21 protein-coding genes and 1 pseudogene are annotated in these 21,826 nt (G+C 73.8%); 9 read left to right on the forward strand and 13 right to left on the reverse strand.

The window, feature by feature from the left end; all coding sequences use genetic code 11:
* Positions 1-2: 2 nt before the first annotated feature.
* On the reverse strand, positions 3-989 hold the full coding sequence (locus tag AC07DA_RS28320) for an LLM class flavin-dependent oxidoreductase (RefSeq protein ID WP_479131037.1): 987 nt from the start codon (positions 987-989) through the stop codon (positions 3-5).
* Between the two features lie 142 nt (positions 990-1,131).
* Between AC07DA_RS28320 and AC07DA_RS28325 the strand changes: the two are divergent.
* Positions 1,132-1,845 (forward strand): annotated as a pseudogene (locus tag AC07DA_RS28325) (nucleotidyltransferase domain-containing protein); the annotation flags it as partial.
* Here the strand turns inward: AC07DA_RS28325 and rpmF are convergent.
* The 3 genes from rpmF to AC07DA_RS28340 form a co-directional block, all read right to left on the reverse strand.
* Positions 1,828-1,998: a 50S ribosomal protein L32 gene (gene rpmF / locus AC07DA_RS28330; protein ID WP_094053308.1), complete on the reverse strand. Its 171-nt coding sequence runs from the start codon at positions 1,996-1,998 to the stop codon at positions 1,828-1,830. The pseudogene AC07DA_RS28325 and the gene rpmF overlap by 18 nt on opposite strands.
* Before the next feature lie 100 nt (positions 1,999-2,098).
* Complete coding sequence (locus AC07DA_RS28335; RefSeq protein WP_479131038.1) at positions 2,099-3,694, reverse strand: solute symporter family protein; 1,596 nt, start codon at positions 3,692-3,694, stop codon at positions 2,099-2,101.
* A complete protein-coding gene (locus AC07DA_RS28340; RefSeq protein WP_479131040.1) occupies positions 3,688-4,059 on the reverse strand; it encodes a DUF485 domain-containing protein in 372 nt (123 codons plus the stop codon). Before AC07DA_RS28340 ends, AC07DA_RS28335 begins: the two co-directional genes overlap by 7 nt.
* A 542-nt stretch (positions 4,060-4,601) precedes the next feature.
* Between AC07DA_RS28340 and AC07DA_RS28345 the strand changes: the two genes are divergently transcribed.
* Entirely contained in the window at positions 4,602-5,096 is a 495-nt protein-coding gene (locus AC07DA_RS28345; RefSeq protein ID WP_479131041.1) for a phosphatase domain-containing protein, read from the forward strand.
* Positions 5,097-5,165: 69 nt separating this feature from the next.
* Here the strand turns inward: AC07DA_RS28345 and AC07DA_RS28350 are convergent, their stop codons facing one another.
* The 6 genes from AC07DA_RS28350 to AC07DA_RS28375 form a co-directional block, all read right to left on the reverse strand.
* Complete coding sequence (locus tag AC07DA_RS28350; RefSeq protein ID WP_383332379.1) at positions 5,166-5,381, reverse strand: dodecin; 216 nt, start codon at positions 5,379-5,381, stop codon at positions 5,166-5,168.
* A gap of 116 nt (positions 5,382-5,497) precedes the next feature.
* Positions 5,498-6,460, reverse strand: a complete 963-nt coding sequence (gene egtD, locus AC07DA_RS28355) for an L-histidine N(alpha)-methyltransferase (RefSeq protein ID WP_479131042.1) — start codon at positions 6,458-6,460, stop codon at positions 5,498-5,500.
* Positions 6,457-7,245 (reverse strand): ergothioneine biosynthesis protein EgtC, encoded by a 789-nt coding sequence (egtC, locus tag AC07DA_RS28360; RefSeq protein WP_479131043.1) that lies wholly within the window; start codon positions 7,243-7,245, stop codon positions 6,457-6,459. The genes egtD and egtC overlap by 4 nt, the downstream gene beginning before the upstream one ends.
* Positions 7,245-8,597, reverse strand: coding sequence for an ergothioneine biosynthesis protein EgtB (gene egtB, locus AC07DA_RS28365; RefSeq protein WP_479131044.1), 1,353 nt, complete (start codon positions 8,595-8,597; stop codon positions 7,245-7,247). The genes egtC and egtB overlap by 1 nt, the downstream gene beginning before the upstream one ends.
* On the reverse strand, positions 8,594-9,895 hold the full coding sequence (egtA, locus tag AC07DA_RS28370; RefSeq protein ID WP_479131045.1) for an ergothioneine biosynthesis glutamate--cysteine ligase EgtA: 1,302 nt from the start codon (positions 9,893-9,895) through the stop codon (positions 8,594-8,596). The genes egtB and egtA overlap by 4 nt, the downstream gene beginning before the upstream one ends.
* 629 nt (positions 9,896-10,524) lie before the next feature.
* The gene (locus tag AC07DA_RS28375; protein WP_479131046.1) at positions 10,525-11,949 is read right to left on the reverse strand and encodes an amidase; all 1,425 of its coding nucleotides are present in this window, start codon (positions 11,947-11,949) and stop codon (positions 10,525-10,527) included.
* 243 nt (positions 11,950-12,192) lie between these two features.
* Here AC07DA_RS28375 and AC07DA_RS28380 point away from each other — a divergent pair, with 243 nt between their 5' ends.
* Complete coding sequence (locus tag AC07DA_RS28380; RefSeq protein WP_479131048.1) at positions 12,193-13,581, forward strand: glycoside hydrolase family 43 protein; 1,389 nt, start codon at positions 12,193-12,195, stop codon at positions 13,579-13,581.
* Positions 13,582-13,642: 61 nt separating this feature from the next.
* Here AC07DA_RS28380 and AC07DA_RS28385 read toward each other — a convergent pair whose 3' ends face one another.
* Positions 13,643-14,092: a spore-associated protein gene (locus AC07DA_RS28385; RefSeq protein ID WP_479131049.1), complete on the reverse strand. Its 450-nt coding sequence runs from the start codon at positions 14,090-14,092 to the stop codon at positions 13,643-13,645.
* A gap of 338 nt (positions 14,093-14,430) precedes the next feature.
* On the opposite strand from AC07DA_RS28385, the gene AC07DA_RS28390 reads away from it, so the two are divergent.
* From AC07DA_RS28390 to AC07DA_RS28405, 4 genes are all read left to right on the forward strand, one after another.
* The gene (locus AC07DA_RS28390) at positions 14,431-15,417 is read left to right on the forward strand and encodes an SCO2400 family protein (protein WP_479131050.1); all 987 of its coding nucleotides are present in this window, start codon (positions 14,431-14,433) and stop codon (positions 15,415-15,417) included.
* Positions 15,418-15,476: 59 nt separating this feature from the next.
* Complete coding sequence (locus AC07DA_RS28395) at positions 15,477-16,214, forward strand: class I SAM-dependent methyltransferase (protein ID WP_479131051.1); 738 nt, start codon at positions 15,477-15,479, stop codon at positions 16,212-16,214.
* An 89-nt stretch (positions 16,215-16,303) separates the two neighbouring features.
* A complete protein-coding gene (locus tag AC07DA_RS28400) occupies positions 16,304-17,077 on the forward strand; it encodes a serine/threonine protein kinase (RefSeq protein WP_479131052.1) in 774 nt (257 codons plus the stop codon).
* Positions 17,074-18,630, forward strand: a complete 1,557-nt coding sequence (locus AC07DA_RS28405; protein ID WP_479131053.1) for a protein kinase domain-containing protein — start codon at positions 17,074-17,076, stop codon at positions 18,628-18,630. Before AC07DA_RS28400 ends, AC07DA_RS28405 begins: the two co-directional genes overlap by 4 nt.
* 64 nt (positions 18,631-18,694) lie before the next feature.
* Here the strand turns inward: AC07DA_RS28405 and AC07DA_RS28410 are convergent, their stop codons facing one another.
* Entirely contained in the window at positions 18,695-19,873 is a 1,179-nt protein-coding gene (locus AC07DA_RS28410) for a serine hydrolase (RefSeq protein WP_479131054.1), read from the reverse strand.
* Between the two features lie 248 nt (positions 19,874-20,121).
* On the opposite strand from AC07DA_RS28410, the gene AC07DA_RS28415 reads away from it, so the two are divergent.
* Complete coding sequence (locus tag AC07DA_RS28415) at positions 20,122-20,571, forward strand: hypothetical protein (protein WP_479131055.1); 450 nt, start codon at positions 20,122-20,124, stop codon at positions 20,569-20,571.
* Between the two features lie 92 nt (positions 20,572-20,663).
* Here AC07DA_RS28415 and AC07DA_RS28420 read toward each other — a convergent pair whose 3' ends face one another.
* Entirely contained in the window at positions 20,664-21,038 is a 375-nt protein-coding gene (locus AC07DA_RS28420) for a peptidase M23 (RefSeq protein ID WP_479131056.1), read from the reverse strand.
* A 339-nt stretch (positions 21,039-21,377) separates the two neighbouring features.
* On the opposite strand from AC07DA_RS28420, the gene AC07DA_RS28425 reads away from it, so the two are divergent.
* Positions 21,378-21,806, forward strand: a complete 429-nt coding sequence (locus AC07DA_RS28425; protein ID WP_479131057.1) for a VOC family protein — start codon at positions 21,378-21,380, stop codon at positions 21,804-21,806.
* Positions 21,807-21,826 lie beyond the last annotated feature (20 nt).

The raw sequence follows: 21,826 nt of genomic DNA on the forward strand, positions 1-21,826 counted from the left end.
CTCTAACCGGAGGTGATCGCGGCCAGCCGCCGGTAGGAGTCCAGCAGGGCCTCGCGGTCGTAGGTGCTGGTGGTGACCAGGACCTCCTGCGCCCCGGTCTCCTTCAGCAGCGTCCGCAGCTCGTGCGCGACCTGTTCCCCGGTGCCCGCGAGGTGTCCGGCGAGGCCGGCCTCGTAGAAGTCGCGCTCCTTGCCGGTCAGGGTGAGCGCCTCGACGCGCTCGGCGGGCGGCAGGGGCGGGAACGTGCCGTGGGTGCGCGCGTACGCCATCGACCAGGCCTCGGGGATCAGCAGCCGCCGGGCCTCCTCGGGGGTGGCGGCCACGGCGACGGTGCCGGAGACGACGACGTAGGGCTCCGGCGCCCACGCCGAGGGGCGGAAGTGCTCGCGGTAGTGGTCGATGCCGCGGCGCATCCTCTCCCGGTGGCGCAGGTCGCCGATCACCAGGGGCAGGCCGAGGCGGGCCGCGATGCCGGCGCCCTCGCCCATGGCCAGGACGAACGGCGGCACGGTCAGCCCCTCGGCCGGGCGGGCGTGCACCCCGGTGGGGGAGGCGCCGCGGAACCAGCCGAGCAGCTCCCGCAGCTGCGCCTCGAAGTCCTCGGCGTCGTCCTTATCGCGCCCCAGGGCCTTGCGCACCCCGTCCGTGAAGCCGACGGACCGGCCGAGGCCCATGTCGATCCGCCCGGGGAACAGCGACTCCAGGACCCCGAACTGCTCCGCCACGACCAGCGGCCGGTGGTTGGGCAGCATCACCCCGCCCGTGCCGACCCGGATCGTGCGGGTGGCGGCCGCGACCGCCGCGGCCAGCACGGTCGGCGCCGAACCGGCGACCCCCGGGACGCCGTGGTGCTCCGAGACCCAGATCCGGTGGTAGCCGAGGCGCTCCAGCTCCCGCGCCAGCCGCACCGTGTCGCGCAGCGCCTCGGGGTGGGTGTGTCCCTCACGGGTGCGGGAGCGGTCGAGGACGGACAGACGCACGGGTTCCATACGGGGTTCTACGCCGTACGGGGCCGCCGGTATTCCGCCCGTGCGCGGCCGCCCGTCGCGCGGTGCCACCGCCGGAAAACCGGGTGACCGCGTTCTCGCACGTCAGGACAATGTCCCGGTACCCAGAAGCGAAAGGCGGCCGACCGTGACCGTCCCCAACGTCCTGCTCTGCGGCATCGTCGGATCGACCGCGTACGGCCTCGCCCGCGAGGGCTCCGACATCGACCGCCTCGGGCTGTTCGCCGCGCCCACGGTCCGGCTGCACGGACTGCACCGGCCCAAGGAGTCGCACGTCACCACGGCACCGGACCGCACCCTGCACGAGGCCGCCAAATGGTGCCGGCTGGCGCTGGCCGGCAATCCGACGGCGATGGAGCTGGTGTGGCTCCCGGACGACCTGTACGAGGTGCGCACCCCCCTCGGCGACGAGCTCATCGGCATACGGACCGCGTTCCTGTCCGCCCGGCGCGTCCGGGACGCCTACCTCGGCTACGCCACGCAGCAGTTCCGGCGGCTGGAGGCCCGCGGCGACGGCTCGTTCTCCGCGGACACCCGCAAGCGCACCGCGAAGCACGCCCGGCACCTGAAGCGGCTGTGCACCCAGGGCCTGGAGCTCTACACCACCGGGCGGCTGACGCTCCGCGTCGAGGACCCGGAGGAGTACCACGCCTTCGGCGAGCGCGTCGCCGCCGACCCGTCGGCAGCGCGGCCGCTGCTCCAGCGGTACGAGGACGCCTTCCGGGCGGGCCCCACGGTGCTGCCGGACCAGCCCGACGAGGCGCCGGTGGAGGCCTGGCTGCGGCGGGTCCGCGCGCACTTCTACGCGCAGGCGGCGGACTCAGCCGTCGGGGCGTAGCAGGCCGCGCTCGTAGGCCCTGACCAGGTGCTGCGGGACGAGGTGCCGGACGCCGTCGACGGTGACCGGCACCAGCGCCGGCGTGGCCGCCTTCCACTGGGCGCGGCGGTGGCGGGTGTTGCTGCGGGACATCTTCCGCTTCGGGACAGCCATGGGACTCCTCCTCGGTGGACGGCACCCAGGACGCTACATGAAAATGGATCCCATTAACAATCGCGTCCCCGGTGCCGTCCGGCCGCCGTCGGGGACGGTGTCAGTCGTCGGCGCCCACGAGCATCCGCACCTCGAACTCCTCGTGTGTCCCGGCCTCTTCCGCCGGTCCCCGGTCGAGCACCGTGCCGAGCCAGCCCAGGAGGAAGCCGACGGGGATGGAGACGATGCCGGGGTTCTGCAGCGGGAACCAGGCGAAGTCCGCCCCCGGGTAGAACGAGCCCGGGGTGGAGGAGACCACCGGCGAGAACACCGCCAGCAGGACGGAGCACAGCAGGCCGCCGTAGAGGCTGAGCAGGGCGCCCCGGGCGGAGAAGCGCCGCCAGAACAGGGTGTAGACGATCGTCGGCAGGATCGCGGACGCGGCGATGGCGAAGGCCAGGAAGGCGAGCGTCGCGGTGTTGGCGCCCCAGGCGACGAGGGCGAGCAGGATGCCGAGGACGCCGATGACCGCTCCGGACAGCCGGGCCACGGTCAGTTCCTCCGTCTCGGTCGCGCGCCCCTTGCGGATCACCTCGCTGTACAGGTCGTGCGCCAGGGACGAGGCCGCCGCCAGGGTGAGCCCGACCGCCACGGCCAGCAGGGTCAGGTACGCCAGGCAGGTCAGCAGCGCGGTGAGGACGCTGCCGCCGAGTTCGTGGGCGAGCAGCAGCACGGCGGAGTTGCCGGTGCGGTCGGTGGTCACGAGGGTGTCCCGGCCGAGCAGCGCGGTGGCGCCGAGGCCGAGGAGGCCCGCGCCGAGGCAGACCGCGCCGACCAGGCCGACGGCCCACAGGACGGAGGAGCGCAGGACGCGGCTCTCGCGCGGGGCGAGCAGACGCATCAGCACGTGCGGGAGGGCGGCGAGGCCCAGGACGATGGCCAGTTCGAGGCTGAGGAAGTCCAGCTTGTTGCTGACGGTGCCGCCGTAGCGCAGCCCGGGTTCCAGGAAGCCCAGCCCGTAACCGCTGCGCTCGGACGCCCTCTCCAGCAGGGCGTCCGGGTTCCAGTCGAAGCGGTGCAGCACCCAGCCGGCGGTGAACAGGACGCCCGCCACCAGCATGACGGCCTTGATGATCTGGACGACCGTCGCGCCGGGCATGCCGCCGAGGGAGGCGTACAGGATGACGAAGGTGCCGATGACGACCACGCACAGGGTGCGGGTGGGGCCGCTCGGCACGCCGGTGAACTGTGTCAGCAGGGCCACGCTGCCGACCAGTTGGGCCACCAGGTAGAGCGTGGCGATGGCCAGGATGCACACGGCCAGGGCGACCCGCACCGGCCGCTGCCGGCGGGGCAGGCGCAGCGCGACGGTGTCGCCGAGGGTGAACCTGCCCGTGCGGTGCAGCGGTTCGGCGATCAGCAGCAGCACCATCATCCACGCGACGGTGGTGCCGCCCAGGTACATCAGCCCGTCGTACCCGGTCAGGGCGACGAGTCCGGTGCTGCCCAGCAGGGTCGCCGCGGAGAGGTAGTCGCCGCACATGGCCAGACCGTTGCGCAACGGCGACATGGCGCGGTTGCCGAGGTAGAACTCGCTGATCTCGTCCCGCTGCGGAGCCGTCAGCAGGGCCGTGAACAGGGTGATCACAACGACGGTCAGGAACAGGACGAACGTCAGCTGCAGACTGCGGTCGTCGATGGCGGCGGCGGTCACCACGTGCGGAACCCCCGGGTGCCGGGCTGGAGGGGCCGGACGGAGCCTTCGGGCGGCGCGGCGGACCGGGCGCGGCGGACGGCGTTCTCGTGCCGCAGGCGGGAGCGCAGGCCGCGGGCGAGCGGATCGACCCGGGTGCGCATGTGCCGGACGTAGCACCAGGCGGTCACGCCCATGACGGCGAACTGCCCCAGGCCCAGGGCGAGTCCGATCGTCAGGCGGCCGGACAGGGGCTGGTTCATCACCGCGGGGGCGAAACTCGACAACAGCACGTACGACAGGAATCCGCCGACCGACAGGACCGTCGCCCGGACACCGAACCGGCGCTGGGCGCGACGCAGGGAGCGGAATTCCGGATGGCCGGACATGCGGGACGGCGAAGTCTGTTCGACGTGCGGGATCGGAAAGGGGGGAGTTTCCTCCCGCCGCGGTGGGAATTCGGGCACAGGCGCACCTTCTTCGCTGCTTCGTGCCCCGCACTCGACCCCGTCGCGTCGGTGTCGCGCCCGGCTTTCGCGCAGGCTGGAGGGACGCCGGAACACACGCTGGGGGTGCGGGCTCTGTGGGGGACCCGGGGAACCGGGGATGACGCACTGCTCGGAGACACGCGTAGGCCTGGGGCTCTGTTGGAGGTCCCCGACCAGCCCGGCCACGGGTGGTGGCGAGGCTGGAAGCGGAGTATGGCAGTGCCGTGCTTGAGCCATCAACCGCGAGGGGGAAAGGCCTTGCGGGCATGGCTCGTTCGTACCCTGCCGGGGCACGGGGAAGCCTGCGGGGGGACCGCGGTGAAAGGCCCCTCGCCGAATGATCCGGACCTTGTCCCCGGCCGGTCTGGCCGAAACCCGCCGCCGACGGGCGGCCGGGGACGGCCACCGGGCGCCGAGCGGGCCCGGGGCCTAGGGTGGGCTGCGTGAGCGACGATCGCAGCAGGGCCCCGCTGGCCGTCTTCGACCTGGACAACACCCTCGCCGACACCGCGCACCGGCAGCGGTTCCTGGAGCGCAGGCCCAAGGACTGGGACGGGTTCTTCGCGGCGGCCGTGCAGGACGGGCCGCTCCCCGAGGGCATCGCGCTGGTCGAGCGGAGCGCCCGGGAGTGCGAGATCGTCTACCTCACCGGACGGCCCGAGCGCTGCCGGCGCGACACGCTGGACTGGCTGGCGGCCCAGGGGCTGCCCGAGGGCCGCGTGTACATGCGGCGGGACGCCGACCGCCGGCCCGCCCGGTTCACCAAGCTGGAGATCCTCAAACGGCTCGCCCGCACGCGCGAGGTCCGCGTCCTCGTGGACGACGACGAACTGGTCTGCGAGGACGCCCGCCGCGCGGGCTTCACCGTCATACGGGCCGACTGGGCGGACCGGTCGGCCGAGATGAGGGCGGCGCAGGAGCGGGAAGGCCGCACCTGACAGTCCGGCCGGTGAGGTGACGGACGCGCCCCGCCCGGCCCCTCGGCCCGTCCGGCCGCCCCCTCGCCGCTACTCGGACTCCTCCAGCCGGAAGCCCACCTTGAGCCCCACCTGCCAGTGGGCGATCCGCCCCTCCTCCAGCTGGCCGCGCACCTGCGTCACCTCGAACCAGTCCAGGTTGCGCAGGGTCTGCGAGGCCCGGTCGATGCCGTTGCGGATGGCCTGGTCGACGCCGTCGGGCGAGGTGCCGACGATCTCCGTGACCCGGTAGGTGTGGTTCGACATGCCGCTGCTCCTCCGTGAGAGACGGGTGTGCCACGCGTCACTCCACCGTGCCCCACGCGGCGGCGAAGCGCGAGACGTCACCCGCCGCCCCACCGCCGTCCAGGGGCCGGCCGGTGTCAGCGCGCCACGCCCAGCGACAGCGCGAACCGGCCCGCGCCGTCCGTCCACCAGTGGGCCAGGTCCAGTCCCGCCGCCGACAGTTCGGCGCGCACGCCCTCCCGCCGGAACTTCGCCGACACCTCGGTGCGCAGCTCCTCGCCCGCCGCGAAGTCGACGGCGAGGTCGAGCGCCGGCACCTTCACCGTCTGCGCCGTGCGGGAACGCAGCCGCATCTCGATCCACTCGTGCCCGGCGTCCCACAGCGCCACGTGGTCGAAGGCGCCGGGCTCGAAGTCGGCACCGAGCTCCCGGTTGATCACGGCCAGCACGTTCTTGTTGAACGCGGCCGTCACCCCGGCCGCGTCGTCATAGGCCCGGACCAGCACCTCCTCCTCCTTGACCAGGTCCGTGCCGAGGAGCAGGGCGTCGCCCGGGGCGAGCAGGGCGCGCACGGAGGCCAGGAACGCGGCACGCTCGGCGGGCAGCAGGTTGCCGATCGTGCCGCCGAGGAACGCCACCAGCCGGGGCCCCGGCGTGTCCGGCAGCGTGAGCTCCGACGTGAAGTCGGCGATCAGCGCGTGCACCTCCAGCCCCGGCCGCTCGGCGGCGAGCGCCTGCCCGGCCCGGGTGAGGGCGCTCGCGCTGACGTCGACCGGGACGTAGGTGCGCAGGTCCGTCAGGGCGTCGAGCAGGTGCCGCGTCTTCTCGGAGGAGCCGGAACCCAGCTCGACCAGGGTGCGGGCCCGGGTCGCCGCGGCGACGTCGCCGGAGCGGGCGATGAGGATCTCCCGTTCGGCGCGCGTCGGGTAGTACTCCGGCAGCTCGGTGATCTTCTCGAACAGGTCGCTGCCGCGCGCGTCGTAGAACCACTTGGGCGGCAGCGTCTTGGGGTGGCCGGTCAGACCCCGGTGGACGTCGGCGCGCAGCGCGGCGTCCGCGGCGTCCTCGGGCAGCGTGCGGGTCAGGTGGAACGGACTCACTTAGCGGGCTCCTTCGGGGACGGCGTGAAGGACTCGGCCGGCTCCTTCAGCGGGGTGAGCAGCACGTCGGTGCGGCTCGCCGCGAGCAGCGTGCGGTCGGGGACCTCCCGCCAGTGCGGGTCGTCGTCGTAGGGCTCGGAGGCCACGACGGTGCCGCCGCCGGGCCGGGCGAGGTACCACAGGGTGTCGCCCCAGGCGGTGGCGGTGACGGTGTCGCCGTTGGTGAGCAGCAGGTTGAGCCGGGAGCCGGGGGCCGCGGCGGCGACCTCCAGTACCGTGTCGGCCAGCGCCTGGCCCTCCTCGTCACCGCCGCGCAGCCGGGCCAGGACCAGCGCCCAGACGAGCGCCGAGTCGTTGCGGGCCTCCAGGGACAGCAGGTCCTCGTGCGGCAGCGTCCGGGACACGGCGGCCAGGGAGCCGGGCCAGCCCCGGACCGCGCCGTTGTGGCTGAACAGCCAGGTGCCCGCCGCGAAGGGGGCCGCGGCGGCCTCCGCGTCCGCCCCCGAGAGGGTCGCGTCCCGCACCGCGGCGAGCAGCGCGGTGGACCGCACGACCCGGGCGAGGTCGGCGAACGACACATCCGCCCAGATCGGTCCGGCGCGCCGGTAGCGGGCCGGCACCGGGTCCCCTGCCGCGTACCAGCCGACGCCCAAACCGTCGGCGTTGACCGTCCCGTACCGCTGGTGCCGGGGCGCCCACGACTGCCGGTACAGCCCGTGCGGCGGCTCCACCAGGAACCGCCCGAGCGGCTCCTCGGGCCCCACGTACGCCACGTGGCGGCACATCAGACGTCCGCCGAGCGGGCCGTGCGGAACCCGGAGAAGATCTGCCGCCGGATGGGAAGGTCCCAGTTGCGGAACGTGCCCCGGCAGGCCACCGCGTCCACGGCGAACGAACCACCGCGCAGCACCTTGTACTCGGGGCCGAAGAAGACCTCCGAGTACTCCGCGTACGGGAACGCCCTGAAGCCCCGGTACGGCAGGAAGTCGCTCGCCGTCCACTCCCACACGTCGCCGATCAACTGCCGCACCCCGAGCGGCGATTCACCGGCCGGATAGCTGCCGGCGGGCGCCGGGCGCAGGTGCCGCTGGCCGAGGTTGGCGTGCTCGGGACCCGGGTCGGCGTCGCCCCACGGGTAGCGCGTGGAACGGTCGCCGGCCGGGTCGTGGCGGGCCGCCTTCTCCCACTCGGCCTCCGTGGGCAGCCGGCGTCCGGCCCAGCGGGCGTAGGCGTCGGCCTCGTACCAGCACACGTGCAGCACCGGCTCGTCCGGCGGGACGACCTCCGTGACGCCGAAGCGGCGCCTGAGCCACTGCCCGCCGTCCCGCCGCCAGAACAGCGGCGCGGTGATGCCGTGCGCCCGGATGTGCGCCCAGCCCTCCGCCGCCCACCAGCGGGGGTCCGTGTAACCGCCGTCCTCGATGAACGCCTGGTAGGCGGCGTTCGTCACCGGTGTGGTGTCGATGTGGAAGGGCGCCACCTCGCGCCGGTGCGCGGGGCGTTCGTTGTCCAGCGCCCACGGCTCGTCGGAGGTGCCCATCGTGAACGGGCCGCCGGGCACGAGGACTTCCGCCGGGCCGGTGTACAGCGGCACCGGCTCCGGGTCCGGGGCGGTCAGGGCCTGCGGGCCCCTGCGCAGCTGATGGGTGATCAGCATGGTCTCGTCGTGCTGCTGTTCGTGCTGGGCGATCATGCCGAAGGCGAAGCCGGCCTCGGTGAGCCGCGTGCCGTGGAAGGCGGCCTGCTCCAGCACGTCCAGCGCCCGGGCGCGCACGTCGGCCGCGTAGGCGCGGGCCTCGGCGGGCGGCAGCAGGGGCAGCTTCGGCCGTTCGGCGCGCGGGTGCTCGAAGGCGTCGTAGAGGCTGTCGATCTCGGGCCGTATCGCCTCCTGCCCGGCGACGGCCCGCAGCAGCCACTGCTCCTCCTGGTTGCCGATGTGCGCGAGGTCCCACACCAGGGGCGACATCAGCGGCGAGTGCTGCGCGGTCAGGTCGGGCTCCTCGACGCAGCTCGTCAGCAGCGTGGTGCGGTCGCGGGCGAGGACCAGGGAGGCGGCCGCGCGCTCGCGCAGCGCCTCGGGGTCCACGGGGCGGGCGGTGCCGGCGTCCGTGTCGACGGCGGGGGAGAGGTCGGTCATGGGCGGCAGTCCTTCTCGTGGGCGCGACCGTCCGTGCCGCGCTGTCGGTCGAGCAGGTCGTCGGCGGGGCAGCGGCCCAGGACGACATGGCGGTCCAGGAAGGCCGTGACGGCCTCGACGACCTCGGGGGCGGCGCCGAGCCGGGGCAGGGCGTCCAGCGCGGTCGTGAAGCACGTGACGGCCACCTCGCGCAGTTCGGCGTCGGCCAGCCCGGAGCGGGCCGCGTCGAGCCACAGCGGGTTGTGCGGTGCGGGCATGCCCAGCGTCCGCTCGGCCAGCGGCTTCACGGCCCGGTAGGCGGTCTCGGAGGCCTCCGGGTCGTCGAACAGCGCCGCCACCACCGCCAGCGGCACGATCCAGCCGTCGTCGCCGGGCTGGGCGTCGATCATGCGCAGTTCGAGGTGGCCGCGCGGCCTGACCGGCGGGAACAGCGTGGTGACGTGGTAGTCCAGGTCCTGCCGCGTGGGCGGCCGGGGCGCGCCGGTGCGGATCCACTCGCGGAAGGTGAGCCCTTCCGGGACCTCCCAGGGGGCGCCGTCGTGCCGTACGCACATCACGGGGGCGTCCAGCACGTGCCGGGCCCAGGCGCCGCGCGGGTCGGCGTCCAGCGGCGGTCCGCCCGCGCGTCCGGCGCCGATCCGGGTCCACAGCAGCTGCCGCGTGGACAGCCAGCCGGTCGGCCGGTGGCCGGCGAGCGGGGAGTTGGCGAACACCGCCACCAGGACCGCGCCCAGGTGGTGGGCGAGCCACCAGCGCCGCACGTGGCCGAGGGTGCCGGGTTCCTCGTGGCCGGCGTCGAGGCAGACCTGCACGGAGGCCGAGGCGCACATCATGGCGCGGCCGGCGGGACCGGTGCGGTCCAGGCAGGTCTCCATGGCGTCGTAGCGCGGCTCCCGCAGGAACCGGCGGGGTTCGTGCCAGGGATCGTGGCCGAGGCCGACGAGGGCGAGACCGTCCTCGCGCAGGACCGCGCGCACGGCGTCCAGGTCGGCGGAGACGGTGCGGACGACCTCCGTCAGGGAGGCGGCGGGGGGCGAGCTCAGCTCCAGCTGGCCGCCGGGCTCCACGGTGAGCGCCGACCTCAGGGGCAGGGTCCGCAGTGCGGCGTAGGCCGCGTCGAGTCGTTCGGGTGTGACGGGGAGCTGCGGTGCGCGCAGCTCGTGGACGAGCCATTCCACCTCGACCCCGAGGCGGCGTGGCGGGCCGGTCTTGAAGCAGATGCCGCGGACCAGGGCCTCGACGTCTGCCTCGGACAACTGGGTGCGCGGCTCCGTACAGCCGCTTACCGAATCGGACATGTCGGGATCCTCCTGAGATTCCACCATGCCACCGGTCCGGGCTCTTCGGCGGCCCGGGCCGGGATCACCGTCCCACCCAAGACGTTCGAGCCGCTCGGCACAAGGGGGCGAACCGGGGCGTTCCAGGGCGGTCATCCGTGCCGTGCCGGCGTTTCCCGGCCCTTTCCCCGCTGTTTTCCGGTCGCGGAAACTCCGTTGCGGCACCGTTCCGGCATCGATCACGATGCCTACGTGAGCACGACACGTCAGGCCGCGCGGCGCGCGGTCACGGCGCGCACGGGGGTGGCGCCGTGAGCGCGCGGCTGCGCGGCACCGTCCGGCACACCGAGCAGATCGTGGCGGCGGGGGCCTGCCGCGCTCCAGGCGGGTGCGGGGTGCCGAGCGCGGCGTGGCCGCGGGCGGCGCGCGAGGGCACGGATCCACGGGCCGGAACCGCTCCCGGTGCCCGCCGTCAGGGGCGACGCGCACGACCGTCGAGCTCCCCGGTGAGAGCGGCCCGGAGGCCGCCCGCCGGCTGGGCGGGCGCGTGGTCCTGCTGAACTTCTTCCCGAAACTCTCCCGAGCTCTTGACTTCGTTCGAGCGGGGAGGTGCGCCCGTCCCGGGCGGGGTCCCGGGCGCGTGCGGTCGCTCAGGCGGCGGCGGAACGGGCCGTGACCGGCGGCGACGGCCACTTCTCGGACCAGCGCAGCTCCGCCTCCAACTGCGCGGCCACCTGCACCAGCAGCGGCTCGCTGTTCGCCGGGCCCAGCAACTGGGCTCCCACGGGCAGGCCGTCCGGCGTGAAACCGGCGGGCACGTTGATCCCCGGCCAGCCCAGCACGTTCCACGGCCAGGCGTACGGGCAGGCGGCGATCATCGCCCGGTCGGTGGCGAACCCGCTGAGCTCCAGCAGGGCGCCGATGCGGGGCGGGGGAGCGGCGGTCGTGGGCGCGAGGACGATGTCGTAGGAGGCGAAGAACGCGCCGATGCGGCGGTGCAGCACCGCCTCCGCGCGCCGGGCCGCCCGCAGCGGGGCCCCGCCGAGGAGCCGGCCCAGCCGCGCCGTGTCCCGGGTCCGCCGGTCCAGCAGTGCCGGGAAGGGCGCCTCGCCCACCCGCTCGGCGATCCCGGCCGTCGCGCGCGGCACGAACGTCAGCCCGATCCGTCCGTAGGGCGGATCGGCCTCCTCGACCCGGTGCCCCAGCGCGGCGAGCCGCTCGGCGAGTTCCACGACCCGGGTGCGGACCTCCGGCAGGAGCCGCGCGGGCACCGCCGTGAACGGCGGCTTGAGGGAGAGCGCGACGCGCAGCCGTCCGGGGTCGCGTCCGACGGCCGAGGACACGTCGAGGGCCGGGGGCCGGTGCGGGTCCCGGGCGTGGTTGCCGCTGGCCGCGTCCAGCAGCAGGGCCGCGTCGGCGACCGAGCGGGCGAGGGTGCCGTTGACGGTGATGCCCTGGAAGGACTCGCCGCGCGGCCAGGTGGAGATGCGGCCGCGCTGCGGCTTGATGCCGACCAGATGGGTCCACGCGGCCGGGATCCGCACCGATCCGGCACCGTCCGAGCCGAGCGCGGCGGGCACCAGCCCGGCGGCGACCGCCGCCGCCGAGCCGCCGGAGGAACCGCCGGGCGTGTGGTCCGTGCTCCACGGGTTGCGGGTCGCGCCGAAGGCGGGCCCCTCGGTGAAGGGCCACTGCCCGAACTCGCAGGTGTTGGTCTTCCCGATGATCACGGCCCCGGCCGCGCGCAACCGCCGTACGGCCTCGCCGTCCTCGGCGACCGGCGGGAACTCGCCGCAGCAGCCGAACGCCGTCGGCTCACCGGCCACGTCCATGTCGTCCTTCACCGCCACGGGCACGCCGAGCAGCGGCTTGCGGACGCCCGCGGCCAGCTCCCGGTCGGCCGCCTCCGCCTCCGCGAGCGCCGCCCGGGTCCGCACGAGCCGGAAGGCGTTGACGCTGCCCTGCGCCGCCTCGACGCGCGCCAGGGTGCGCTCGACCAGCGTCCGGGAGGTCACCTCCCCGGCAGCCAGCGCGCGGGCGGTCTCCACCAGGCCTGCGGCACGGTCGAGCGTCATGCGGACACCTCCGGAAGCGGCTTGTCTACCGAACGGTAACGTCCGGTGGCCGCCGGGGGAACGCCGCCGCCAGGGGTGGACGTTCACCCACCGGTCACATCCTCCTCACTGGGCACATCCGCTCCTGTTCAAACCATTGACGGCCGCTCCCCCCGCCCTTACTTTCTGTGCCCCCACCTGCTGATCGAATTTCCGAACCTCGTTCGGTATTTCGGATCCCGGTTGCTCAAGGGAGAGCCGCCCGTGACCCCACACCCCGCCGCCCCGTCCCGCCGCACCCTGTTGCGCGCCCTGGCCGCCGTGCCCGCCTCGGCGGCACTGCTGGGCGAGGCGCCCGGACTCCTCGGCAGCGCCCTGGCCGCGGCGCCGCCGAACGGCTCGGCCACGCGCTACACGATCGTGCCGTTCCTCAACAGCGACGACGGCACGGTCAACGTCTACCAGTCCGACGACGCCACCGACTTCCGGCTGCTGCGCTCCTCCGCCTACACCCCGCCGGCGGGCCGGATCCGGGACGCCAGCGTCATCAGGCACACCGACGGCTACTACTACGTCACCTACACCACCCGCACCTGGCAGGACACCACCACGACCATCGGCTTCGCCCGCAGCTCCGACCGCGTCAACTGGACCTTCCTGTACGACTACACCGTCCCCGTCGCCCGGCTCTCGAGGGCGTGGGCGCCCGAGTGGTTCGTCGACAGCGACGGCAGCGTGTACGTCATCGTGTCCTGCTCCACCACCGACAACGAGTGGATCTTCACGCCGTATCTGCTGCGGGCCACCAACGCGGCCCTCACCGCGTGGAGCTCGCCGGTCGCCCTGGCCGGCATCGGCGCCAACCACATCGACACGTTCGTCGTGAAGATCGGCTCCACCTACCACGCCTTCCCGAAGAACGAGACGACGAAGTACATCGAGTACGCCACCGCCTTGAACCTCGCCGGCCCCTACACGATCCGCCGGACCGGCGACTGGGCCGGCTGGGGCAGCTACCGCGAGGGCCCGGCCCTGGTGCAGCTCGACAACGGCGGCTGGCGCATCTTCTTCGACGGCTACGGCGACGGGAACTACTACTACAGCGACAGCTACGACACCTTCGCCACCTGGACCGCGCCGGCCGCACTGCCCGCCCTCTCGGGTACGGCCCGGCACTTCACGGTCGTCAAGGAGACCGTGGCGGGCGGGCCGAGCCTGGCCCGGAACGTCACCCGCTCCTTCCGCTCGGCCAACTACCCCACCCGCTACTGGCAGCAGCAGTCCGCACTGCTCGACCTGCCGGTCGTCAGCGCCTCCAGCACCACCGCCGAGAAGCAGGCCGCCACCTTCACGGTCGTGGCCGGTCTCGCCGACGGCAGCGGGTACTCCTTCCGCGACGCGGCCGGCCGCTACCTGCGCCACTGGGACTTCCGGGCGCGCTTCGACGCGAACGACGGCACCGGCACGTTCGCCAGGGACGCCACGTTCTTCCTGCGCGCCGGCACGGCGTCGGGCTCCGTCCGCTTCGAGGCGTACAGCCACCCCGGCCGCTACCTGCGCCACTACGCCTACCAGCTCCGCGTGGAGCGCCCGGACGGCACGGACCTGTTCCGTCAGGACAGCTCGTTCGTGCCGGTGACCGCCTGGGGCTGATCCGCGCACACGCCGAACGGGCCACCGTGGACGCAGGGTCCGTGGTGGCCCGTCGGAGGGGTCAGCGGGTGAAGGTCACCCGGTGCTCCTTCAGGGCCCCGCAGTTGGAGCCGTGCACCTGCACGTAGGTGTTGGCGATGCTGCCGCCCCAGTCGACGCAGTGGCCCTTGCCGTAGGCGTAGGTCGGTCCGGCGTACGACGTGAACAGGCCCTCGTCGTAGTCGCTCTCCTCGGTGTCCGGGACGTAGATCCAGGCGGACATGTTCACGGCCGTGCCCGGGTTGTTGCGGATGGTCGCGACGCAGTTCCGGCCGTTGGAGGAGTTGTAGGTCAGGTAGACCGTCCCCAGCGACCCGACGGGCGCCGAGTTGACCGTCTTGTAGCCGCTGCCGCAGACCTTCTGCGGGGTGGTGTTGGGTGCGGCGGAGGCCGGCGCGGCCAGGGCGGTCATGGTCCCCAGCGTCAGTGCCGCCACGGCGGACGTGGCCAGGACGGAACGGGTGAATCTCATATTTCCCCCTTGCAACTCTTCGAGGTGGTTGCTCCTGCATGGTGTGACCCGCCGGAGGTGCGAAGGGTTGCGCGTCATCCGCCGGGTAAATCAAGCCAGTTGGGAGCCGGACGTCGAGAGCGCCGACGCCGGGTGGCCGAGGATGCCCGGATCCCGGCCGGTCCATTCACCGGCCGAGCGCACCACACGGGAGATCCAGAGGATCTGCGCAGGGGTGTCACACAGGCTGCACACGGACCGTTCAAAGTCTCGTTAGCGTTACGGCTCGATCCCACGTGCGAACGTGACCAGGGCGCGGCCGGTGAGCCGCCGGAACAGCCAGATCGGGAAGACCACACATGGACTACTGCTCCTCGTGCCGCCGGCACCTCAACGGCGCCCTGGTCTGCCCGGGGTGCGGCGCCTACGCCCCGGACATCGCGCCCACCGGCGGCGACGGCGACCGCGACGGCCGCACCGGCCGGGCCCCCGCGACCGCAGCGGCCGCGGGCGGGCCGGCCGCGCGGGAGTACCCGGCCGTCACCGGTACGTGGCACGACAGGACCGTGTGGGACACGGCCCCGGCCGGTCCGCGGGACGACCTCGCCGTCGCCGGGGGCGGCCGTCGCGAGGCCGCGGCAGGCGGCCCGGACGACGGCCACGACGTCCCGGGCGCCGACCTGGCCGACGGCCACGCGGCCCGCCCGCAGGGTCGGGCGGCCCGGCGGCGCCAGATGGCCCGCTGGAAGAAGAACCAGCGCCGGGCCGTGGTCGCGACCGCCGTCGCGCTCGTCGGTGGCGGTCTGACCGTCGCCGCGATGAACGGCAACGTGACGCCCGGCGTGCAGGCGGCCACCACGCCGGGAGACAGCCCCATGGGCGGCGCCGGGGGCGAGGCGCCGACGTACGCCGAGCCGACGGCGGACCAGGAAGCCGCTCCACGCTCCTCGCCCACCACCCCGCCGCACACCGGCCGCGCCTCGCGTCACCAGCAGGCCCGGGCCGCCGATCCGCGCACCACGCCCGCGGACACCCGGACGGACACGGCCGCCACGCCGCGCGAGCTGCCGCTGACGACTCCGGCGCGCCGGACCACCGTTCCGGGCGCCGCCGACACGGCCGCCGGCTCCTCCGGCAGCTCCGGTTCCTCGGGTTCCTCGGGTTCTTCCGGTTCTTCCGGTTCGGGCGACACCGGGCCCACGTCACCGCCGGCCGCCGGCTCGGACGCCCAGCAGCCCGCACCCCCGGCGAGCGCTCCGCCCGCCACGGGCCCCGCCTCGCCCACGACCCCGCCCCCCGACCCGCGGCAGAAGGAGTTGTGCCTCCTCGTCATCTGTCTGGGCTGAGCGCCGGACCGGGCCGGAAACCGGTGGCCGGCGGCGGCCGCGCCGCCTACCGTCGGTGCATGGCCGACGAGTGCTTCCGCCATCCGCGGCTCGCCGCACTGTACGACGCGCTCTGTCCCGACCGCGGCGATCTCGTCCCGTACCTGCGCACGGCGCAGGAGTACGGGGCGCGTCAGGTGCTCGACATCGGCTGCGGTACCGGCGTGTTCGCGCTGCTGCTGGCGGACCGCGGCGTCCGGGTCACCGGCGTGGACCCCGCCCGGGCGTCCCTGGACGTGGCGCGCGGCAAGCCGGGCGCCGGACGGGTGCGGTGGATCCACGGCGACGCGACGGCCCTGCCGCCGCTCGCCGTCGACCTCGTGACCATGACGGGCAACGCGGCCCAGGAGATCGTCGCACCGCGGGAGTGGCGGGCGGCCCTGCGCGGGGCCCGTGACGCCCTGCGGCCCGGCGGACACCTGGTGCTCGAGACCCGGGTCCCGGCGCGCCGGGCCTGGGAGGAGTGGAACCGCCAGGCCACGTACAGCGTCACCGACGTGCCCGGCGCCGGTACCGTCGAGTCCTGGGCCGACCTGCTCGACGTGACCGGGCCGCTGGTGACCTTCCGGTGGACCTACGTGTTCGCCGCCGACGGGCGGGTGCTGACGTCGGAGTCGACCCTGCGCTTCCGCGAGCGTGCCGAGATCGAGGCGGAACTCGCCGCGCTGGGGTACGCGTCGGTGCGGATCCGGGACGCTCCCGACCGGCCGGGGCGGGAGTTCGTGTGCGTCGCGCGGCGCCCGGCACGCGGTCGCTGAACCGGGGCCGCGCCGCCTCCGCGGGAAGCGGAATACGCCCGTACAATCCTGGCGACCAAATCGGGGGCGTCATCAGCGGGGGAGTCCGCGTGGAAACCATCATCGTGCAGTTGCCCGGTCCGTCGCAGTGGGGCGAGGACGAGTCGGGCAGTCCGGAACTGATCCACCTGGGGCCGGGGGACGTCGCGGACTTCGGCCGCGGCGGGACAGGGGTGCGCATCGTCCTGACCGACCCCGGCATCTCACGCCGGGCCGGACAACTGGAGGCGGCCGGGGACTACTGGCGGCTGTCCAACTTCAGCCGCAGCGTGTCGTACGTCGTGGAGAACCTGGAAGGCGCCGGGGAGTACCTCACCGTCGCGCCGGGGCGGCTCGGGGCGCCCGTGCCCTTCGAGTTCTCCCGCGTGGTGCTCCCCGCCCTGTCCGGCACCGCCACGTTCAAGGTGTTCGCGCCCCAGCACGCCTACCTCGGCGAGCAGTCGGTGCCGGGCGGCGGCGAACAGACCGTCCACCCCTTCGCCCTGGACCCCACGTCGAAGTACTTCCTCGTCCTGGTGGCCCTGTGCGAGCCCCGGTTGCGCGACCCGTCCGACTCGGCGCTGCCGGGCGTCGGACAGATCGTGGAGCGGCTGCGGCCCCTGGAGTCCTGCCGGGACCTGACCCGCTCCGCCGTCAACTACCACATCGACTACCTCGCCTTCGCCAAGCTCCGCCTCGACCTCGGCGAAGACACCGCGACCGGCGCCAAGCGCACCCGGCTCGCCTCCGTCGCTCTGCGTTTCGGCCTGGTCCGCGAAGAGCACCTCGCCCTGCTGCCGCCGCGCAACGCCGGCCGCCTCACCCCCCAGGAGGCCGGAGCATGACGCCCGGACCCGACACCCACGAGGACGACCGGGAAACTCCCCGCCCCCGCCTGCCGGAGGGCTTCCGCATCGACGGCTGGGAAGTGGGCGCGGTCATCGGTTCCGGCGGCTGGGGAACCGTCCACGAGGCCCGCGCGCTCGACGACGGCGCCCCCGTCGCGGTGAAGGTGCTGCCGACCGGTTCCCTGGGCCCCGGGCAGCGTGCCGCGCTCGGCGAACTCGTGGCCCGCGAGGTCCGCTTCAGCGCGGAGGCCGACCACCCGCACCTGGTCCGCACCCACGCCGTGTGCACCGTGCAGGCACCGCAACTGCCAGCCCTGGACGGGGCGATCGCGCTCGTCATGGACCGCGCCGAGGCCAGCCTTAAGGACGTCCTCGACGCGGCCGCCACGGGCCTGCCGATCGAGGGGGCCGAGCGGATCCTGCGCGGAGTGGCCGCCGGGCTCGCCCACATGCACGCCGCCGGCTGGGTGCACGGCGACCTCAAACCCGCCAACGTCCTGCTGGGCACGGACGGGCAGGTGTGGCTGGCGGACTTCGGGCTGGCCGCCGAGCTCGACGGCACCCACGCCCATCTGCCGCCGCTCGGGACGCTGGACCACCTGCCGCCCGAGTGGTGGTCCCAGCGCACCGGCACCGAGGGCGCCGTCGTCCGGCCCACCGCCGACATCTGGGCCTTCGGCGTGCTCGCCCACCAGGTCCTCACCGGCGGCCTGCACCCCTTCCCGGGCGCCACGGCCCGGGCCCGCTCCCTCGCCGCCCAGAGCTACGCCCGGGGCACCGCACCCCTGCGGCTCGACGCCGGTCTCGACGAGGACATGCGCCGGCTGATCGCCGACTGCCTGGCACCCGATCACGCCGCACGCCTGCCGCACACGGCCCGGAGCGTCGCCGACCGGGTCGAGGAGATCACCGGTGGTCCGGCGCGCCGCCGAAGACGCCTGGTGCCGGCCGTCGCCGCCGGGCTCGTCGCCGCGACCGCCGCCGCGGTCACCGCGGTGGCCCTGCTCGGCATGGACGACGAGGACCGCGACCGCGGCGCGGCCGCCCCCGCCTCCACCGGCACGGGCGGTCTCCCGCCCGGGGAGATCCCCGAGGACTCCGACGTGCCGCGGGCGCTGCGCCCCGTGATCACCCGCGCCGCGCACCGGTGCACCGACGAGGAGATCACTCCCGCCCTGCTCGCCGCGATGGTCAAGGCCGAGAGCGGCTTCGACCCGAAGGCCTCCCGCCCGGCAAGCGACGAGTACGGCATCGCCATGTGGACGCCGTCGGTGTTCAACGCCTGGGCGGTGGACGGGGACGAGGACGGCGACAAGGACCACATGTCGCCGGCGGACGCGATCTCTACCATGAGCGGATACGTGTGCTGGCTCGACCAGCGCTTCAAGGAGGCCGGCCTGCCGAAGAAGGACCTGCCCGCACTGGTCGCGGCCGGCTACCGCACCAGCGACCGCACGGTCATCGAGGAGGGCGGCGTCCCCGAGCGGGTACGGCCGCACGTCGACAAGGTGCTCCGCTACCTCGCCGAGTACCAGCGCCGGGACGCGTGAACGCGAGCGGGAGGCGGAGCCTCGGCCCCGCCCCCCGCTCGTCCCCCGTTCCCGGTGGCGGCCGCTAGGAGCCGCACTCCGGTACGTTCGGCAGCCGGTTGTCCGGCGAGCTGATGTAGATGTTGGAGATGTAGCCCTTGTACTGGGGCAGATAGGCCCACCACTCGTTGGTGTAGGGCGGCACGTTCACCACCTGGCCGCGTACCTGGCAGCCCACCAGCACCTCGACCCCGGCCGGCAGCTGTGTGAGCCGGTCGTCACCGGTGGTGGAACCCCTGCGGACGTTCACGAACTCGCCCCAGGTGCCGAACCACGTCCCGGCGGGCCGCACCCCGCCCGGCACGTTCAGCGAGCGGGTCAGCCGCCCGATGTCGGTGTACGCCTTGCCGTACGACGTGCCGACCGGGTGCGTGGTCAGCACCGCCACGATCGACCGGTCGTCCGCTCCCACCGTGCCGGTGCTGTGCAGGGCGGGACGGGTGAGGTCCACGTCCGCCGCGCCGCGCGCAGCGGACGCGTCGGCCGTCGCGGCCCGGGCGCCCGTCGCGCCCTGCGGGCCGCAGGTGCCCTTCCCGAACGCGCCGGACCAGCCCTGCTTCACCGCCCAGGGGCGGTCGAACGCACCGGCGACGCCGAAGTGCTGGTCGAACTTGTCGGAGGCGCAGCGCGTCGAGGCCCGCAGGTTGTCCATGAGGAAGGTGCGCACGGGCGCGGGTGCCTTCTCCAGGATGTACCGGTAGATCGTGACCGTGTCCCGGGCCGACACGGCGGTGTAGCCCCAGTAGCCCGGGTATCCGGCGGGCGGCCCCTGGGTGTCGCGCAGACCGAGCCGGTCGGCGGAGACCATCCGGTCGATGATCGCCGAGCCGCCGTACGTCGACCAGTAGTGGTTCGCGGCGTCGTCGTCACTGCTGCGCAGCATCGGCTCCAGCAGGGCCCGGTCGGCCGGGGGGACGGTGTAGTCGGGCCCGCGGTTCCACAGGAAGTCCAGGGCCAGCAGCAGCTTCACCACCGAGGCGGACCGGAACCGCGCGCTGTCGTTGACCTGTTCGGTGAAGGTGCCGGTGCGGCGGTCGTAGACGGCGACGCCGGCCGTCACGCCCGGCGGTATCTGTGCGGCGGCCGCGGCCCCGCCGGTGCCGGCGGCCTTCTCCGCTCTCGGCTGTGCCGCCGCACCGCTCGTGAGCGACGCGACGGTGACGACGGCCGCGAGCGCCGCGGCGCCGCGCAGGAGCATGCGCATGGGTGCCCTTCCTGGTCTGCCGGTGATCCGCGGGGAACCTCCGCCCCGTGGCCGACACAGTAGGCGCCGGCGGGGTGCGGACGGTCCTGACGGATGTCAGGGCCCCCACCTGCGCGTCCGACCCTGATAGATGTCAGGTGCCGCCGACCGGGTGACGGGCCGTACGGTCACACCGCGAGGGAGGGCCGGCGGGGCAGCCGGCCGCCCGCGCACGACCGCACACATCCGACGCTGACGAAAGAGGGCTCATGAGCCGCCGATCTCTCAGGACACTGCTGGCCGCCGGGGGTGCCGCCGCGGTGATGGCGCTCCTCCCGACCTCCGCCCAGGCCGCTTCGTATTCGGGCGGCAACTACGGGGCCTACGGGATGGAGGGGCAGTACCCCACCACCTCCTACTGCTCGGGCACGTTCCGGCAGATCGGGCCCACCAAGTACGCCGAGGGCATGGCCCTGAAGTACTTCTACTCCGACAAGTGCGGCTCGTTCGCCCGGATCGAGAACTCCCGGGCCAACTGCGCCGCCGTGCTGCAGCGTTCCAACAGCGGTGTGGGACGCGTCGACGGCTGGGTCTCCGAGACCGTCGACCCCGGCATCAACTACGCCTACACGAAGATGGGCAACAACCTCAACGGCCGCGTCTCGAAGGCCGTGCTCTCCTGCGACGGCCACGACCTGGTCGAGACCGGCTGGTACTGAGCGGCGCGCACGCCGAAGGGGCGGACCGGCACTCCGGTCCGCCCCTTCGGGCTGCCCGTCCCCGGACCGCGGGCCCGGGGACGGGGCGGTGCTCAGCAGTCCGGAACGCCGGCGATCTTCTGGCCGCCCCGGATGTACAGGTTGTTCACCCAGGCGACGTCGCTGCCCGAGAACTCCATGACGGCGGTCCACCAGTTGTTGGTGCCGACGGCCGGGTCGTGCACGGTCTGGCCCTGCGTCTGGCAGATGGCGTCCGCCCACCACTGCGAACGCTGCGCGAGTCGCGGGGAGTTGCTCGTGGGCTGCTGACGCAGGTTGACGTTGGTGGCCCAGATGTACACGTCGGTCAGCGTCGGGTCGCCGCCGTTGGCGACGGCCGGGGCCGCCTGGGCCGAGGTGGCGAGGCCGCCGACCGCGAGCGCGGTCGCGGCGAGGCCCAGGGCGGTGGAGCTGATCAGTCGCTTCATGTGTCTGTCCCCCGTAGGACTGGGAATGGACGGTGCGGGCGGGCTCGGCGGTGCGGTCGACAGGGCCGTGCCGCCGAGGTGTGCGGTGCCGCCGGCTGATGGTGCGGCCGACGCTCAGCACTGTAGGGAGACCGGCGACGGCACGGTCCCTGACAATTGTCAGGATCGCCCCGCACGGCGGCGGCGAGGGGGCCGTGCCGCGGGCCGCTCGGACACGGCCGAAAACCGCTCGACGGCCGAGCCCCGCCCTGTCTACGCTCCACGGCGCGGCATCGCGTGCCGGTCACCGGCCGGGTGAGGCATGGAGGCGCCGTGGAGATGCCCGTGGAGGCATTGACCGTGTCAGTCGAGTTCGATCACACCATCGTCCTGTCCCGTGACCGGGAGGAGTCCGCGCACTTCCTCGCGAGGATCCTCGGACTGGAGGTGGGGGCACCGACCGGGGTGTTCCTGCCGGTGACGACCGCCAACGGCGTCACGCTGGACTTCCTCACCATCGACGCCGACATCCCCATGCAGCACTACGCGTTCCTCGTCTCCGAGGACGAGTTCGACCAGGCCCTCGCCCGCCTCGTCGAGGCCAGGGTCCCCATCCAGGCCGACCCGCACGGCAGCCACCCGCGCCGGATCAACCGCAACGACGGAGGCCGGGGCGTCTACTTCCCCGACCCGTCCGGCCACGGCATGGAAATCATCACCCGCCCGTACGGCACCGATCCGGCCTCGCCCCTGAACGGGGTCACGGAGGACGTGCCGGGGGCAGTCTGAGTCCGCGTCGGTAAGCACGG

The organism is Streptomyces sp. NPDC044921, assembly GCF_056432865.1.